A 15,969-nucleotide genomic window follows, 5' to 3' on the forward strand; every position below is an offset into this window, starting at 1 on the left:
TTCATTTCAATGGTTGGTGCAACATAGCCGGCGTGCGCTCTTGTTCCACAATACCAACTCTCACCAGAAAATCACCAAACCGTTCCTGGGCTTCCCGCTCCTGCTGATAGGCGCGGAACAGGGGGCGCAGTTCATCCAATATGGTCTCTGTATCAATGTTTTCGCGGTAAAGCCTGTTCATGCGCTGGCCGGAGAAATCCGCCCCCAGATAAAGGTTGTATTTGCCAGGCGCCTTCCCGGTCAATGCAATCTCCCCTAAATATGGCCGGGCGCAGCCGTTGGGGCAACCGGTAATTCTCAGGTTAATTGCATCGGGTTCCAGCCCCTCTTCCGCCATGGTTCTCTCAACCCGGGTTACAAATTCCGGCAGAAAGCGCTCGGATTCGGCCATCGCCAAGCCACAGGTTGGCAGAGCAACACAGGCCATGGAGTTCTGGCGCAAAGGCGAACTGCGGTGGCCGGCATCCAGCTGGTATTCCTCCACGATGGCCTCTACCGCCGCCCTATTCTCCGGCAGTACATTGGCAATCACCAGGTTCTGGTTACAGGTGATTCTGAAGCTGCCGTTGTGCACCTCCGCAATCTTTCGCAGCGCTGTTCGCAAAAGCCCGCTTTCAGTATCTGCCACCCGACCAGTCGGAATAAGCAACGTAAGGTGCTGATTGCCATCTTCGCCTTCAACCCAGCCAAACCGGTCGCCGTTGTGACTCAAGCTGAACGAGCGCGGTTTTTCAAGGGCCTGGCCGTGGTATTCCTCGAAGCGCTCCCGGAACCAATCCATGCCGTAGTCATCGATGGTGTATTTGAATCGAGCGTGAGCGCGATTGGTACGGTCACCGAAATCCCGCTGGATGGCACAGATTGCTTCGCACGCATCCACAATCTGCTCTTTCGCGACATAGCCCGCCATTGTGGCCAGGCGCGGATAGGTGGCCGGATCACCATAGGTAAGCCCCATTCCACCGCCAACGACCACGTTGAAACCACGAATCTGGCCATCTTCAACAATAGCGATCAGGCCTATATCGTTGGCAAACACGTCGCAGTCGTTTTCCGGGGGAACCGCCAGCGCAATCTTGAACTTGCGAGGCAGATACTTGTACCCGTAAAACGGCTCCTCTTCCTCACCCAGTTTCTGGACGCACTCTTCCCCCAGCCAGATCTCGGCATAGGCGGCAGATCGCCAGCGCAAGCGCTCACTGATTGCCAGAGAGAGCTCATGAATTTCCCCGTGCAGCTGCGACTGATGGGGGTTCACATTGCTGATTACATTACGATTCACATCGCCACAGGCCCCACGGCTATCCAGGCCCAAAGCGTGGATTTTTTGCATAAACGGCTGCATCTGCTCTTTGAACACGCCGTGGAACTGGAACGTCTGGCGGGTGGTCAGGCGCAAGGTGGAATCCGCGCACTCGTCGGCAATTTTATCCAGACCCAGCCACTGATTTGTGGTCAGAACACCCCCGGGCAAACGCAAACGCACCATAAACTGATACAACGGCTCAAGCTTCTGGCGCCGGCGTTCATCCCTCACTTCCCGGTGGTCCTGCTGGTAAGAACCGTGAAACTTGGTCAGCTTGGTGTCATCTTCCGGCAAGGCACCGGTGGTACGATCCGCCAGCCCTTCCAGAATGGTTCCACGCAGGTAGTTGCTTTCCCGCTTGATTACTTCGGCTTCAGGTAATTTTTCACTCATCAGTACACATCCCGCTGGTAACGTTTATCCCGGTTTAACTGGCGCAGGTAATCCTCAGCCTGCTCCGGATTCAGCCCACCCTGCTCACTGGCAATATCCAGCAATGCCTGGTGTACATCCGGGGCCATTTTTTCGGCATCGCCACACACATACAGGTTGGCACCGCGCTGCAGCCAGGCCCAGACCTCGGCGCTGTTCTCCTTCAGGCAATGTTGCACATAGCGCTTTTCTTCCTGATCCCGGGAGAAAGCCACATCCAGCCTTGTAAGCAAGCCATCACGTCGCCACTTGAGCCACTCCGATTGATAGAGAAAATCACTGCGGAACCGACGATCACCGAAGAACAGCCAGTTTTCACCTTCCGCCTCCCGTTCTTCCCGCTCCTGCAGAAAGGCACGGAAGGGCGCTACGCCTGTGCCGGGGCCAATCATGATCACCGGTTTACTGTCATCCGGCAGCGCAAACTTCTTGTTGGGATCGATATAAACGCGTACCTGGTCACCTTCGTTCATCCGGTCAGATAACCAGGCAGAAGCCACACCCTCACGATCGCGGCCATAGCTGGAGTAGCGCACGGCGGCCACGGTGATATGTACTTCATCCTCCACAGCAGCCTGGCTGGAACTGATGGAATACAGCCTTGCGGGCAGTTTACGCAGCAGGTTCACCAGCTCCTGCGGTGTAAGCCAGGCGATGGGCCAGGCCTGAATCAGGTCAAGAAGATCCCGCCCTTCTGTCCAGGCCCGCAGCTCTGTGCTGTCTGCCACCAAAGCCTTTAAATCATCGTCATTCAGCAACTCTGCCCACTGCTTCATCAGCGCCGGAGTAAGCAGGGTAATCTCCCGGTAGAAAGCCAGCGCCTCCCGTAGTGGAATATCGAGCTCATCGGCAGAGACGCGCTGCTCACCGTCAAAGCCCAATGTATTCAGTAACTCGTTAACCAGGGCCGGGTTGTTTTCGGGGTAAACACCCACCGCGTCACCGGGTTTATAGACCAGCCCGGAGTCTTCCAATGACAACTCGATGTGCCTCACCTCCTTATCCGAGCCTCGACCACTGAGCAATTGATTGGTGAGAATGACCGCCGAATAGGGATTCTTCCGGCTAAAGGCGGAGGTTGGCGCCAGCTCTGCTGTTACCGAGCTGGCAGCCGCAGGCTGGCTCGCACCTGCTTCGCTGGCAATGGTCTCCAAAACCCGATTGATCCAGCCTTCCGCCAGATCTTCGTAATCCACATCGCAATCCACCCGCTCAGCCAGGGCCGTTGCGCCTAGCTCCGCAAGCTTGCGGTCAAAATCCTGACCGGTTTTGCAAAAATGCTCGTAACTGGAATCCCCCAACGACAGAACGCTATAGCGAAGCCTCTCCAGTTTCGGCGCCTTTTTTCCATGAAGGAACTCATGCAAATCCAGCGCGTTGTCCGGTGGATCGCCCTCCCCATGGGTAGAAGCCAGCACCGCCAGGTACTGCTCGTTCTTCAGCTGCTTGGGCTTATAGTCCGCCATATCCACCAGCTTGGCGGAGATACCTTTATCCGAAGCGCGGGCCGCTAGCTGCTGCGCAAGCTCTTCTGCGTTACCGGTTTGCGACCCGAATAAAACCGTCAGCTCAGGAGCAGAAGGCGTCGATGCGCTTGAGGAAACAGCGGATTGCGCCGTCGAACTCGCGGTTCCACCTGAGCACTTTCCGGCCAGAAAACCGGCCAGCCAGAAAAGCTGCCCTTCACTTATGCCGTCAAGAAGCTCTGCCAACCGTGCCTGCTGATCCGCAGAGAGAGGAGATGAGTTCAGATCTGTCGTCATGTTGGATGATCCGTGTGGGCTGTAAATAAATTACTGGTTTCCAGCCAAACCTGATGAAACCTCCCCGCACTCTATGAATCGCCAAATGAGTGACAAAATGAAATAGACAGGACAAATAAATCGATAATTTCGATATAAGAGCTAATTAGCTGTTTTTTATATACATTAAAGATATTCCAAATAGCTCTAATCGAAATGATCTTAATCATTTCATAGAATATCTAAATCCTTTTAAGCTGATACCACTTTTCTCATGCCCAAGAAGCTTTCGAGCAGGCTTCTTCAAGGAGTATCAGCAATGTCACAGAGTGCATCTTTACACACCCACCAAGTGGTCGTTGTCGGCGCCGGTGCTGCTGGCACCAGTGTTGCTGCATCGCTGCTAAGGCAACGCCCTGGCCTGGATATCGCCATCGTTGAGCCAAGCGACGTTCATTACTATCAACCAGCCCTCACACTTGTAGGTGGCGGCGCTTACTCTCTTGCCAAAACGGCTCGCCCTCAAGCACAAACCCTCCCGAAAGGCGCGCGCTGGATAAGAGCGGCCGCAAAGGAGCTTCAACCGGAGCAAAACCGGATTATTCTCGACGACGGCCGCACCCTTGGCTACGACATTCTGGTCGTCACACCGGGCCTGAAGCTGGATTGGGATAAAGTAGAGGGTTTGCGGGAAACCTTGGGGCGCAATGGCGTATGCAGCAACTACGACCCCTCAGTGGCAGAATACACTTGGCAGTGCATCAAACAGTTCCGTGGTGGGAAAGCCTTTTTCACGCAACCTCCGGCCCCCATCAAATGCGCCGGTGCCCCCCAGAAAATTGCTTATCTAGCCGCAGACTACTTCCGAAAAAATCAGATAGCCGGGCAGAGTGAATTAAGGTTTTACGCTGCAGGCGGCGCGCTTTTCAGCGTACCGGATTTTGTTCCGCACCTGGAAAAAGTGGCTCGCAGGTACAACATCGGCCTTTTAATGAACCACAATCTGGTCGCTGTGAATGGTGACAGGAAAGAAGCGACATTCCGCTTCACCGATAGCGATGGAGAAAGCCGGGAAATAACCGAACGTTTCGACCTGCTTCATGTAACGCCACCCCAGTGCGCACCCGATTTCGTGAAAGCCAGCTCACTGGCGAACGCCGATGGCTGGGTAGATGTAGACCAGCACTCGCTGCAGCATGTGCGCTTCCCCAACGTATTCAGCCTGGGTGACTGCAGTTCGTTGCCAACATCAAAAACAGCAGCTGCCGTTCGCAAGCAGTCGCCGGTAGCAACTGCCAACATTCTGGCTCAGCTCGCCAGTGGTCAACTGCAGGCAAATTACGACGGCTACACCTCCTGCCCCATCGTGACAGGCTATGGGAAAGTTATGCTTGCAGAGTTCGTGTATGGCGGCAAAGTCACACCCACTCTGCCACTAAACCCCTTCAAAGAATCTGCTTTTTACTGGCAGGTTAAGAAACGTGCCCTGCCTCCGTTCTACTTTGACTATATGCTTAAGGGTCGAGAGGGGGACATCGCACATAAGGAGCGCTCCGGCGAGCTGCGCATAGCGAAAACCTGAAAGGCCAAAACGAAAAAAGGCAGATCAGTAAATTACTGATCTGCCTTTCTTTTATATGGTAGCGGGGGCAGGATTCGAACCTACGACCTTCGGGTTATGAGCCCGACGAGCTACCAGACTGCTCCACCCCGCATCAAACTGGTTGGTGGTCTCTCGATCACCGTGGCGCGCATACTACGTAGCCGAAGCCTGTCTGTCAAAGACTATTCCGACTTTCGGGCAACTTATCGCTCCAGAATGGCTGTAACACCTTGTCCACCGGCTGCACAGATTGAAATCAGCCCTCGGCCACGGCCTTTCTCTTCCAGAATCTTGGCCAGCGTAGCCACAATGCGCCCACCCGTGGCCGCAAATGGGTGGCCAGTGGCAAGACTACTGCCCTTCACGTTCAATTTGGCGCGGTCGATGCTACCCAGTGGCTTGTCGAGGCCTAGCTTGTCTTTGCAAAACGCTGGATCTTCCCAGGCCTTGAGGGTTGAAAGAACCTGAGCGGCAAAGGCTTCGTGGATTTCATAAAAGTCGAAATCCTGCAGCGTGATGCCTGCTTTTTCGAGAAGCCGGGGCACAGCGTATGCTGGAGCCATCAGCAGGCCTTCTTTTTTGTCTACAAAATCAACCGCTGCCACCTCAGAGAACGTTAGCCAGGCCTTTACTTCAAAGTTGTTGGCTTTCGCCCACTCTTCGCTGGCCAGCAGCACGCAGGAGGCACCGTCTGTTAAGGCTGTGCTGTTCGCAGCGGTCAGCGTGCCGTTCTCGCGATCGAATGCCGGCTTCAGTGTCGCCAGTTTTTCCAGAGTGGTATCGGGGCGCAGAATATTATCTTTCTCAAGACCCGCCAGTGGCGTCATCAAATCTTCAAAGAAACCTTCTTCATAAGCCTTAAGCAGCTTCTGGTGACTTTCCCACGCCAACAAATCCTGCTCATCCCTTGGGATTGACCACTCATGAGCCGTTACCTGAGCATGGGCGCCCATAGACATGCCTGTGCGGGGCTCGCCATTCTGGGGGATATCCGGCTTCAGGTGGCCTGGGCGTAGACGGCTGAGAATCTTCAACCGGTCGCCGGTCGTCTTGGCACGGTTCAGGTCGAGAAGAATTTCCCGCAGGCCTTCACTTACGCCAATGGGCGCATCAGAGGTTGTATCGGTACCACCTGCAATTCCACACTCAATCTGGCCAAGAGCAATCTTGTTAGCCACCAGAATGGCCGATTCCAAACCTGTGCCACAGGCTTGTTGAATATCGTAGGCCGGAGTTTCCGGTGCAAGACCGCAGCTAAGCGCTGCTTCCCGGGTAAGGTTGAAATCCCGGGAGTGCTTCATCACGGCACCTGCTACAACCTCACCAAGTCGCTTGCCCTGGAGATCGAAACGGTCCACCAAACCGCGCAAGGCCGATGTTAATAACTCCTGATTGCTGATCTTGCTGTAAGCGGTATTGGAGCGAGCAAAAGGAACCCGGTTGCCACCGAGAACAGCAACTCGTCGAACGCCATTTGCGCCATTTTCTGCTGCTTTTGTAGCTGCAGGTTTCTTCTGGTTGGACTTCTGAGCCTGTGCCATGATGCTATCCTTTCGTTAATTTAGTTCCAGAGTAAGAGGGCATGAAGAAGGAGCCTTCCAAAACCGTGCGGAGCCAGGGATGGCGGAGCCGAGCGTACACGGACGTATTCACAGCGTGTTTTGGAAGGCTCCTTCTTCATGCCCCTACACTCAAGATAAGCAGTATAGGAATGCCAGTTTAGCGCTAACGACAGCCGTCTCATTGGCAGGCATGACAATGCCGCACAAGCGTTGAGTCAATCACATGTCTGGCGGATTCATTACTCTGTGCATCAACATGCTCCACACATCTCATCAACGCAAGGACGAACCTATGTCGGATATCTATCTTAAGCTCGTAAACACCCCGGTAGGCAAAACAGCCGCACAAACCCTTGGCCTGCCATCACCTGTACCGCTGAAGCGCCTGAAACGCGCAGATCAGCCGTTTATTGAAGGTGATGTACTGGTTGGTGCCGGCAACGGCGGCAAAGCCATAGCCATCGTTGGCGGCGTGCTTGGCGCCAGTGCGGCAACACTGCACCATGCCAGCGGCAAAGAATCGCTGGAAGATTCATCCAAAGCCGGCAATAAAGCAAAGGCGCTGGATTTGGCTTCAGATAACGCAACAAAGTTTTCAGCGTTGGTATTCGACGCCACAGGCCTGAAAGGCCCTGATGATCTTCGCGCTCTTTACGACTTTTTCCATCCCACCATCAAAAAGCTCGGAGCCAATGCACGAGTAGTAATCATAGGCCAAGACCCGACAACTTGCCGCAAAGCCCCTCAGGCCGCAGCGCAGCAAGCTCTGGAGGGCTTCACTCGCGCCGTAGGTAAAGAAATCGGCAAAAAAGGTGCGACTGCCAACTTACTCTGGATTGCACCCAATGCCGAGAAGCAACTGGAATCCAGCCTGCGCTTCTTTTTGTCTGCACGGTCTGCATATGTTTCCGGCCAGGTCGTTCGTATTGGCAAAACCACCGACGCACCAACCACAAACCCGGTGGCACCTCTCACCGGAAAAATTGCACTGGTAACCGGCGCGTCACGGGGCATTGGTGCCTCCATTGCAGAAACCCTTTCCAGGGATGGCGCCACGGTGATCGGGCTGGACATTGAGCCGGCCATGGAAGAGCTCGAAAAAGTAACCAGCGCCATCAAGGGCAAGGCATTGGCCTGCGACATCACGGCGGCAGATGCGCCAGCAAAAATCGCAGACTTTATCGAAAAGCACTTTGGCGGTGTAGATCTGGTTATTCACAACGCCGGCATCACCCGCGACAAAACCCTGGGAAATATGCCTGAACACTTCTGGGATATGACCATTGCCGTTAACCTGACGGCTGAAGAGCATATTAATGACGAACTCATGGGCCGCGAACTGCTCAAAGAAAATGGCCGTATTGTTTGCATCTCGTCCATCAGCGGCATTGCTGGCAACTTCGGGCAGACCAACTATTCAGCTGCGAAATCCGGCGTGATTGGTTATGTGGAAGCCATGGCCAAGCAGGTAAAGAACGGGGTCACCATCAACGTAGTTGCTCCTGGCTTCATCGAGACTCAAATGACAGCAGCCATGCCCATGACCCTGCGTGAAGCCGGTCGACGCATGAACAGCCTGTCTCAGGGTGGCCAGCCAGTAGACGTAGCAGAAACCATTGCATGGTATTGCAGCCCTGCGTCTGGTGGCGTTAACGGGAACGTTGTACGAGTGTGCGGTCAGTCACTGATCGGGAAGTAAAAAAAAGGGCAAGTCCATCGGACTTGCCCTTTTTAGTATCTGGTGGGTGGTACTGGGATCGAACCAGTGACCCTCGCCTTGTAAGGGCGATGCTCTCCCAGCTGAGCTAACCACCCAGAAAGTGGCGGAGCGGACGGGACTCGAACCCGCGACCCCCGGCGTGACAGGCCGGTATTCTAACCAACTGAACTACCGCTCCGCATTGATTCGGCATTAAGCCTGAATCGTGTACCGAACTCAAGAGCCCGATACTTGCCTTGAAAGAAAGTGGTGGGTGGTACTGGGATCGAACCAGTGACCCTCGCCTTGTAAGGGCGATGCTCTCCCAGCTGAGCTAACCACCCACTTAGTCACCTTTCAAAGGCACTCACTTGAATTTGCTGATATTGCCTGCGAACAGACTCTATTGCTCAACCAAGTGAGAGGCGCATTTTAAGCATTTGTTCGGCGGTGTCAAATCTTTTTCCGGAAACCCTAGAAAAACCACCAACCGCTGGAGTTTTCCTCTTTACGGCGCTTGCGTTCCAACTCCAGCTGGGCGTACTCCTGCTCCAACTGCGCAATTTTCTGATCCGACTCCAATGGAACCGATGGCGTACCACCAAAAGGCCAGTACCAGGGCGCTGGCTCATACAGCCCTTCACGCTCCAACCGCTCCAGCTCCAGCTCACGCTCTTCTTTCAAAAGCGCTATGCGCCGCTCGTAGTCGGCATCTTCATTGTCTTCCACAATAGACGCAGCCGCATGGTTCGGTGCCAGCAAATCGCTATTCAGGAAGCGGGTCGAGATTATTTCCCCTTCCTGCATCGCGTATTCCCGGGTAACCAACTGAAGATCACCCTGAGCAAGCGGATGCTCCGGATCCAGCCCTGGGTGAGCCTGCGAGGGCTCAGACAGCTCGTTGTACCGTAAATAATAAATACCGCCCGGCTCAACGATAAACGTGGCATCCGCAATCAGGCTAAGACTGAACGAGTTTAACCCCTCAAGCCCCAATAGCGGCCTGCGCATGGCAACATGGCGCTCGCCGGGGCTGACTACCAGCCAGGTATAACTGTCGTTTCGGATATTGAAATAATGGGAGTCATCAACATAAACACTGGGCGCCTCAATCTCATCGTCGGCCCATTCAGAGTGCGTCCGATAGAAGTAGATTACGGCGTGCTTGCGATCCCAGTCGTCGTTATCAATATGCACGAAATCATGGCCGGAGACCGGGTGCAAAAACGACCCGGTACTTTTCCCGATCGACTGGTAAATAGTGCACCCGGATACAGACAGCATTGATGCAACCAAAAGCACACGGAGGGAAAACGTACGCAGATTGAATGACTCAAGAAAAGACACAGGGGTTTTCATTTTTGTTAACTCTTCATCCTTTGGTGAGTTGCCAGATCATAGCAACTGCCACTCGGTATAAATGAGAGGTACCGCAAGAGATGGATAACAAAATGTTACGAAACCGGGCGCCCACGGCCAGTGCGACGCCACCCCGATAAACCCCCGATCCGTTACTGCCCGGAGACCTGGCTACGAAGCTGATTCACTTCTTCTGACAGCCGCACAAGCCTTGACGTAAGCTGAGCGCGGGAAGAATCAATCGCCTGAACGTCTCTCTTAATCGCCGCCAGCTCATTCCTGAGTGCCTGCTCACTTTCTTTACCTGAAACGCCTGCGAGCTTCTTCTCGATAGCAGACAAACGCCCCTCGATTCCACTGATCCCAAGCTTCTGCTCCTGCTCAAAGCGCCGCACCCTTCGCTCAATCACCTGATCGACATCCGCTAACTGCTTGCTCAAAGTCGTCAACTGCTCTGCTGCCTGCCGATTTTCAGCTTCCAGCGCCGCCACGGATGTTTCTGTTTGCTTCGTTAACGCGGCCACATCGGCACCAAGCGACACTCGAACCTTCTCAACCGTAGAACCCGTATCAGCCAATAACTTCTTGTTCTCGGCAAGCCTCGTTTCTGCCGCTGCAATACGGTTCTGGTGGTCCTCCAGCTGCTTTTTGTTTCGCTCGTTTGCGATAACCCAAAGCTTCCGTATCTCACTATCCGCTGCGTCCAACTGCTTATTCTGGGCCTCAAGCTTCTCAGCCAAAGACGCGCCGCTCTCTGCCAGAGTCTCTCCAGTCTCCGAAAGATCCCCCTCAAACCGCGCCAACGCCAACTTACTCTGCCGCGCCCAGTAGTCTGCCTCTTCCAACTGCGCCTCCAAAACCTGAAGACGCTGATTCTGGGAATACCATCCCGCCACCGAGGCAACAGCCACCGCAATCACCAACAACCACAAAACAGCCAGTCCCGACCGACCACTGCCGCCGCCATTGCTGGCACCTTTGGCTTGCTTCGGTGGTTTGAAATTCTCTCCGGCACCCTTGCCGGCATTCTCGCCTGACGATTTCGGTTTCTTCTGGGCTGGCGCCTTCTTATCCGGCGCACCAATAGGCCGCTCGGCTCTCAGTTCATCGTCATCGGGACGGATGGGTTCCATTACAGCTCCTGAATATGGACGGTTTAATTAACTGGCATTGATAATACATGCAGTCGTTGACAGGTTGAAATGAACGAAGCTTAAAGGTTCGAGGCCTGCAAACATCATATGGATAGCACTTCTTGGAACACAGGTTCATTGCTCGAAAAGGCTGCGGGCGGTCTGGCCCGCGAATGTCGTAGGCCATGGATGGCCGGAGTCAAGCGCACATGGATGTGCTTGTAGCGGTTCCCGGGCCAGACCGCCCGCAGCCTTAACCGCCAAAACAAGCAGGCGCGAGTTGCATGGTAGATAGCCAAAACATACAATGTCCGGCTTTCCAATTATCACAGGACAGTTGCGTATGCAGCCGCTTGTAGGACTTATCATGGGCTCCAAATCCGACTGGCCCACCATGGAACACGCCGCCAACATGCTCGAAAAACTCGGCGTAGCCTATGAAACCAAAGTCGTCTCAGCCCACCGCACCCCGGATTTGCTTTTCGACTACGCAAAAAGCGCCTCCGACCGCGGCCTGAAAGTCATCATTGCAGGCGCCGGCGGCGCAGCTCACCTGCCCGGAATGGTTGCATCGCAGACCTCTTTACCCGTACTGGGCGTGCCCGTACAGTCCAAAGCACTCAGCGGCCTTGACTCCCTACTCTCCATCGTGCAAATGCCAGGCGGCATTGCCGTAGGCACCCTGGCTATCGGCAACGCCGGTGCCACCAATGCCGGCCTACTGGCTGCACAGATCATTGGCACCTTTGATGCGAATGTGAGAAAAGCTGTAGACGAATTCCGGACAACACAGACCCAAACGATTCTCGACAACCCTGACCCAAAAGATCAGTGAATCCACGGACCAGCTTAGACTGAGCGGGTGGGGCGAGGCTTCCCAAAACTGTGCGGAGCCATGGATGGCGGAGCCAAGCGTACACGGACGTATTCACAGCGTGTTTTGGGAAGCCTCGCCCCACCCGCGCTAACCATCCAGAGTACAGTGCCCAACAGCGGCAGGAGAATACAAATGAGAATTGGTGTACTAGGCGCCGGTCAACTGGGAAGAATGCTCGCCCTCGCCGGATATCCGCTGGCCAAAACCTTTGTTTTCTATGACATGTCCGGCAGCCCCAGCGCTGGCTTGGGTGAGGTCATCATTGATCGCGAAGGTAAATACCTGGATGACTTCCTGTCGCGGGTCGATCGCGTCACCTACGAATTTGAACACCTCCCTGTAGAGGTCGCAGAAAAGCTGGCCAAAGAAAAGCCGGTCCACCCCTGCCCCCGCGCCCTGCAGATATGCCAGAACCGTGAAGCCGAAAAGACACTGTTCGGTGAGCTTGGCATCCCGACACCCCAGTGGAAAATTGCCGACAGTGCCGCATCCCTGAAAGCCGCTGCGGAAAGCCTGGGCTGCCCGGTAGTCGCAAAATCCAACACAGAAGGCTACGACGGCAAAGGCCAGGCCGTACTGAAAACGCCTGAAGATGCAGAAGCCGCTTGGGAAAGCATTGGGCACCCCCGGCTCATGGTCGAAAAGTTTGTAGAGTTCAGCCGCGAAGTTTCTATCATTGCCGTGCGTGGTGAGGATGGCCAGCTGGCCTTCTACCCTATTTCAGAAAACGTCCACCATGAAGGGATCTTGCGCTACGCCATAGCCCCCGCCCCGAAACTGGAAAAACACGTTCAGGAAGACGCCGAGCGGTATATAAAGGCGCTGCTGAATGAACTGGGGTACGTAGGTGTACTTACGCTGGAATTATTCGAGACTGCCAACGGGCTGGTAGCCAATGAGATGGCACCAAGAGTTCATAACTCCGGGCACTGGACCATTGAAGGCGCGATGACCAGTCAGTTCGAGAACCACATTCGAGCAGTAAGCGGGCACCCGTTGGGCAGCGTTGAACCTCGCGGTCTCAGCTGCATGATTAACATCATCGGAGAACACGGAGATATTGAACGCCTGCTGGAACTGCCTTACGCTCATGTACACCTTTACAATAAAGGCGAGCGGCCCGGGCGCAAACTAGGCCACATTAATGTTCTCGCCGACAGCTATGCAGAGCTGGTTTGGCGGGTCAGAAACTGCGTGCAATTTCTGCCAGGCAGTCCCGAATTCGGCAGCTCGCTTAGCAGCAACCGTAAAGGATGATTCGCCTTGGGGGTTGATATCGCTCAAATCGACCCTATATTAGATCCGTGACATTCACCATAAACAGAGAGACCAGGGAGAACGACCTCATGGCATTTGAACTTCCCGCACTACCTTACGAAAAGAACGCACTGGAACCACACATCTCTGCTGAAACCCTCGAATACCATTATGGCAAGCACCACAACACCTATGTGACCAACCTTAACGGACTGGTTGAAGGTACAGACAACGCCAACAAATCGCTTGAAGAGATTATCAAAAGCGCAAGTGGCGGCCTGTTCAACAACGCTGCCCAGGTATGGAACCACACCTTCTACTGGAACTGCCTGAGCCCGAACGGCGGCGGCGAGCCCACAGGTGCAGCAAAAGACGCTATCGAAAAAGCGTTTGGTTCTTTCGATAACTTCAAGAAGGAATTTAACGAAAACGCAGCCAAAAACTTTGGTTCAGGCTGGACATGGCTGGTCAAGAAGGCAGATGGCAGCGTTGCCATTGCCAACACCAGCAATGCAGAAACACCGCTGACCAGCGCTGACAAGCCCGTGCTGACCGTTGACGTGTGGGAACACGCGTATTACATCGATTACCGCAATTCCCGCCCGAATTATCTGGCCGCGTTCTGGAATCTGATTAACTGGGATTTCGTGAACGAAAATCTGGCCTGATTCATCTGGCTGGTTTTCCGGTTATCGTCAGCCTCGGCTGACTAAAAAACGCCCGCTTGCAGCGGGCGTTTTTTATGGGAGAATGAATCCCACTTACAAATAAAAACGTCAGTGATCTGAAGTATTTGAAATAATCGCCCATACTCTGTGCAGTATGGTTTAACCTGAGCAACAATCCGTATTGCCGGCAGGGGGTACATTCCAAACCACCGACACTTATGGGCTTTTAGTTTACGGGCGCCTGACGAACAGGCTAAAGACGGGTCTGAATGCAGAAATCCTTTGAGGTTGAAAACCGCCTTGGCTATCGCATCCTTCGATGGATACTTGCCGTCGCGCTGGTCAGCGGTGTCATCGTCAGTGCCATACAGGTGGTGCTGGACGCACGACACGTGTCTGCAGACCTGAACAACCAGGCCCGGCAAACCATTGCCATGGTAAAAGATTCGGCAACTCAAGCGGTGTTCAGTATTGACGAAGACTTGGCAAACCAGGTCGTCGATGGCCTATTTGCCAGAGAAGAAGTACTTTTAGCCCAGATTCTTCATACCAATGGCGACCCTCTAAGCAGCCGCGAACGACCAAAGGCCAAGAGCGCCTTCAACCCTTTAATTAACACCATTTTTGACGCCAGGCGCCAGTTCAACACAGAGCTGACTCGCAACGACAACTCAGGCACTGTTTACGGCCACTTTGTTGTTCACTACGATACGGTTCCTGCCGCCCACATGTGGCTGAGCCGGGCCATCATAACCTTCACGTCCGTCGTCGCTACCGCCGTCATTCTTGGCATGGTGTTGTACTTCGTTTTCTATATGCTTCTGACTCGGCCATTGCTGCGAATCGTGCACTCAGTCAAGCAGGTAAACCCGGAACATCCCGACGACCGCCTGGTTGCGACGCCAACCGGCCATGAGAAAGACGAACTCGGGCTTTGGGTCAGCGCCACCAACACCTTGCTTATTGCCATTGGCGACAGCCAGAAGCGGCACCGGGAAGCCGAAGACAAGGTAAACCGACTCGCTCGATACGACCAGCTCACCGGACTCCTGAGCCGGGACAGCTTTATGGAGCTACTGAAGGCCGACCTCGAAGAATCGAAACGCAATAACACACTACTATCCGTCATCGTTTGCGGTATCGACGACTTCAAATCCATCAACGATCAATGCGGCTTTCGCACAGGGGATATAACCCTGCAAACCGTCGCAGACAGGCTAATTAGCATTCTCGGCGGATCACGCTTCACGCTAGCGCGTCTCGGTGGCGATCAGTTCGTCATTGTCGAGAAGGGGCTAAAAGACGGCTTTCAGGCGGCCGACACAGCGGAAGCTATTCTCGCTGGTGTCAGCGAAACCATTGGCCTGGAGGGCCAAAGTGTTTCAATGACAGCCACCCTTGGCATTGCACTTTACCCCTCCGATGCTATCCAGCCAGACCGGCTGTTGCAGAGCGCAGAGCAAACCATGATGCTGGCCAAACAGAAAGGCCGGGATCACTTCCAGTTCTATGTGGCAAGCATCGACCAGGAAATTCGCGATCGCAAACAACTGGAGAAAGATCTATCGGAAGCCTTGTCACTCAACCAGCTTCACCTTGTGTATCAACCCCAGGTGAATCTTGAAACCAAACGGATTATTGGCGCTGAAGCCCTCCTCCGCTGGGATCACCCGATACGCGGGCTGGTGCCTCCGGACTACTTCATACCGGTGGCAGAGAACAACGGCTCCATTGTAGAGATTGGCCAATGGGTTCTGGAGCAGGCCTGTCTGCAAGCAAAGCAGTGGGCAGACAAAGGGCTTCCTTTGCGCATCGCTGTGAACCTGTCTGCGGTGCAACTACGGCAGGATCGTATTGTCGATGACATTCTGGATACACTGAAGCGCCATGACATTCCCGCCGGCCGCCTCGAGCTGGAAGTCACAGAAACCAGCTTTATGACCAACCTTGCAGACGCCGTAGCCAAACTGCATACGCTTAACCGTGCCGGCATCAGCATTGCCGTAGACGACTTCGGAACCGGTTATTCTTCCCTTACCTACCTCAAGAAGATGCCGGTACAGCACCTGAAGATTGATAAGCAGTTCATTCGTGATCTGCTGGTTAACGAGGAAGATACCCGCATAACCAACACCATCATTGACCTGGGAAGAAGCCTAAACCTGACGGTCGTTGCAGAAGGTGTTGAAACAGCAGAACAGGAATACTACCTCACCCAGCGTGGATGCAAGCTGGCACAGGGATACTTCTTCAGCAGGCCATTGCGCCCTGCGGATTTTGAGGCGTTTGTTCAGGAATTTCATCAGAAAGCCGTAGAAAATAACGCCTGAT

Annotated in this window: 11 protein-coding genes and 4 tRNA genes; 6 read left to right on the forward strand and 9 right to left on the reverse strand. The window is 54.2% G+C overall.

Annotated features, from left to right (window positions below; all coding sequences use genetic code 11):
- Position 1: 1 nt before the first annotated feature.
- Positions 2 to 1,699, reverse strand: a complete 1,698-nt coding sequence (locus Q0824_RS05025; RefSeq protein WP_298448083.1) for an NADPH-dependent assimilatory sulfite reductase hemoprotein subunit — start codon at positions 1,697 to 1,699, stop codon at positions 2 to 4.
- Complete coding sequence (locus Q0824_RS05030; RefSeq protein WP_298448084.1) at positions 1,699 to 3,501, reverse strand: assimilatory sulfite reductase (NADPH) flavoprotein subunit; 1,803 nt, start codon at positions 3,499 to 3,501, stop codon at positions 1,699 to 1,701. The genes Q0824_RS05025 and Q0824_RS05030 overlap by 1 nt, the downstream gene beginning before the upstream one ends.
- A gap of 298 nt (positions 3,502 to 3,799) precedes the next feature.
- On the opposite strand from Q0824_RS05030, the gene Q0824_RS05035 reads away from it, so the two are divergent.
- Positions 3,800 to 5,062 (forward strand): FAD/NAD(P)-binding oxidoreductase, encoded by a 1,263-nt coding sequence (locus tag Q0824_RS05035; RefSeq protein ID WP_298448085.1) that lies wholly within the window; start codon positions 3,800 to 3,802, stop codon positions 5,060 to 5,062.
- A 56-nt stretch (positions 5,063 to 5,118) separates the two neighbouring features.
- Here Q0824_RS05035 and Q0824_RS05040 read toward each other — a convergent pair.
- Both Q0824_RS05040 and Q0824_RS05045 read right to left on the reverse strand, forming a co-directional pair.
- Positions 5,119 to 5,195, reverse strand: a tRNA-Met gene (locus tag Q0824_RS05040).
- Positions 5,196 to 5,286: 91 nt separating this feature from the next.
- The gene (locus tag Q0824_RS05045; RefSeq protein ID WP_298448086.1) at positions 5,287 to 6,624 is read right to left on the reverse strand and encodes an acetyl-CoA C-acetyltransferase; all 1,338 of its coding nucleotides are present in this window, start codon (positions 6,622 to 6,624) and stop codon (positions 5,287 to 5,289) included.
- A 313-nt stretch (positions 6,625 to 6,937) separates the two neighbouring features.
- On the opposite strand from Q0824_RS05045, the gene Q0824_RS05050 reads away from it, so the two are divergent.
- Positions 6,938 to 8,344, forward strand: a complete 1,407-nt coding sequence (locus Q0824_RS05050) for a 3-oxoacyl-ACP reductase (RefSeq protein WP_298448087.1) — start codon at positions 6,938 to 6,940, stop codon at positions 8,342 to 8,344.
- A 40-nt stretch (positions 8,345 to 8,384) separates the two neighbouring features.
- On the opposite strand, the gene Q0824_RS05055 is transcribed toward Q0824_RS05050, so the two are convergent.
- The 5 genes from Q0824_RS05055 to Q0824_RS05075 all read right to left on the reverse strand — a co-directional run bounded on the left by Q0824_RS05055 (position 8,385) and on the right by Q0824_RS05075 (position 10,836).
- Positions 8,385 to 8,460, reverse strand: a tRNA-Val gene (locus Q0824_RS05055).
- A gap of 6 nt (positions 8,461 to 8,466) precedes the next feature.
- Positions 8,467 to 8,543 (reverse strand) — tRNA-Asp (locus Q0824_RS05060).
- 69 nt (positions 8,544 to 8,612) lie between these two features.
- Positions 8,613 to 8,688 (reverse strand) — tRNA-Val (locus tag Q0824_RS05065).
- Between the two features lie 130 nt (positions 8,689 to 8,818).
- Positions 8,819 to 9,628, reverse strand: a complete 810-nt coding sequence (locus Q0824_RS05070; RefSeq protein WP_366521641.1) for a DUF2846 domain-containing protein — start codon at positions 9,626 to 9,628, stop codon at positions 8,819 to 8,821.
- A gap of 227 nt (positions 9,629 to 9,855) precedes the next feature.
- Positions 9,856 to 10,836 (reverse strand): hypothetical protein, encoded by a 981-nt coding sequence (locus Q0824_RS05075; protein ID WP_298448089.1) that lies wholly within the window; start codon positions 10,834 to 10,836, stop codon positions 9,856 to 9,858.
- A gap of 343 nt (positions 10,837 to 11,179) precedes the next feature.
- Between Q0824_RS05075 and purE the strand changes: the two genes are divergently transcribed.
- The 4 genes from purE to Q0824_RS05095 all read left to right on the forward strand — a co-directional run bounded on the left by purE (position 11,180) and on the right by Q0824_RS05095 (position 15,968).
- The gene (purE, locus tag Q0824_RS05080) at positions 11,180 to 11,671 is read left to right on the forward strand and encodes a 5-(carboxyamino)imidazole ribonucleotide mutase (protein WP_298448090.1); all 492 of its coding nucleotides are present in this window, start codon (positions 11,180 to 11,182) and stop codon (positions 11,669 to 11,671) included.
- Positions 11,672 to 11,845: 174 nt separating this feature from the next.
- Entirely contained in the window at positions 11,846 to 12,970 is a 1,125-nt protein-coding gene (locus Q0824_RS05085; protein WP_298448091.1) for a 5-(carboxyamino)imidazole ribonucleotide synthase, read from the forward strand.
- A gap of 89 nt (positions 12,971 to 13,059) precedes the next feature.
- Positions 13,060 to 13,638 (forward strand): superoxide dismutase [Fe], encoded by a 579-nt coding sequence (sodB, locus tag Q0824_RS05090; protein ID WP_298448092.1) that lies wholly within the window; start codon positions 13,060 to 13,062, stop codon positions 13,636 to 13,638.
- Positions 13,639 to 13,907: 269 nt separating this feature from the next.
- Positions 13,908 to 15,968: a GGDEF domain-containing phosphodiesterase gene (locus Q0824_RS05095; RefSeq protein WP_298448093.1), complete on the forward strand. Its 2,061-nt coding sequence runs from the start codon at positions 13,908 to 13,910 to the stop codon at positions 15,966 to 15,968.
- Position 15,969 lies beyond the last annotated feature (1 nt).

The organism is uncultured Marinobacter sp., from assembly GCF_947488835.1.
Lineage (GTDB): Bacteria > Pseudomonadota > Gammaproteobacteria > Pseudomonadales > Oleiphilaceae > Marinobacter.

Coding starts and splice junctions, on each gene's coding strand:
- Q0824_RS05045 (WP_298448086.1), bottom strand. CDS start 6,624: ATGGCACAGGCTCAGAAGTCCAACCAGAAGAAACCTGCAGCTACAAAA.
- Q0824_RS05075 (WP_298448089.1), bottom strand. CDS start 10,836: ATGGAACCCATCCGTCCCGATGACGATGAACTGAGAGCCGAGCGGCCT.
- Q0824_RS05025 (WP_298448083.1), bottom strand. CDS start 1,699: ATGAGTGAAAAATTACCTGAAGCCGAAGTAATCAAGCGGGAAAGCAAC.
- Q0824_RS05070 (WP_366521641.1), bottom strand. CDS start 9,628: ATGCTGTCTGTATCCGGGTGCACTATTTACCAGTCGATCGGGAAAAGT.
- Q0824_RS05095 (WP_298448093.1), top strand. CDS start 13,908: ATGCAGAAATCCTTTGAGGTTGAAAACCGCCTTGGCTATCGCATCCTT.
- Q0824_RS05035 (WP_298448085.1), top strand. CDS start 3,800: ATGTCACAGAGTGCATCTTTACACACCCACCAAGTGGTCGTTGTCGGC.
- Q0824_RS05050 (WP_298448087.1), top strand. CDS start 6,938: ATGTCGGATATCTATCTTAAGCTCGTAAACACCCCGGTAGGCAAAACA.
- Q0824_RS05085 (WP_298448091.1), top strand. CDS start 11,846: ATGAGAATTGGTGTACTAGGCGCCGGTCAACTGGGAAGAATGCTCGCC.
- Q0824_RS05030 (WP_298448084.1), bottom strand. CDS start 3,501: ATGACGACAGATCTGAACTCATCTCCTCTCTCTGCGGATCAGCAGGCA.
- sodB (WP_298448092.1), top strand. CDS start 13,060: ATGGCATTTGAACTTCCCGCACTACCTTACGAAAAGAACGCACTGGAA.
- purE (WP_298448090.1), top strand. CDS start 11,180: ATGCAGCCGCTTGTAGGACTTATCATGGGCTCCAAATCCGACTGGCCC.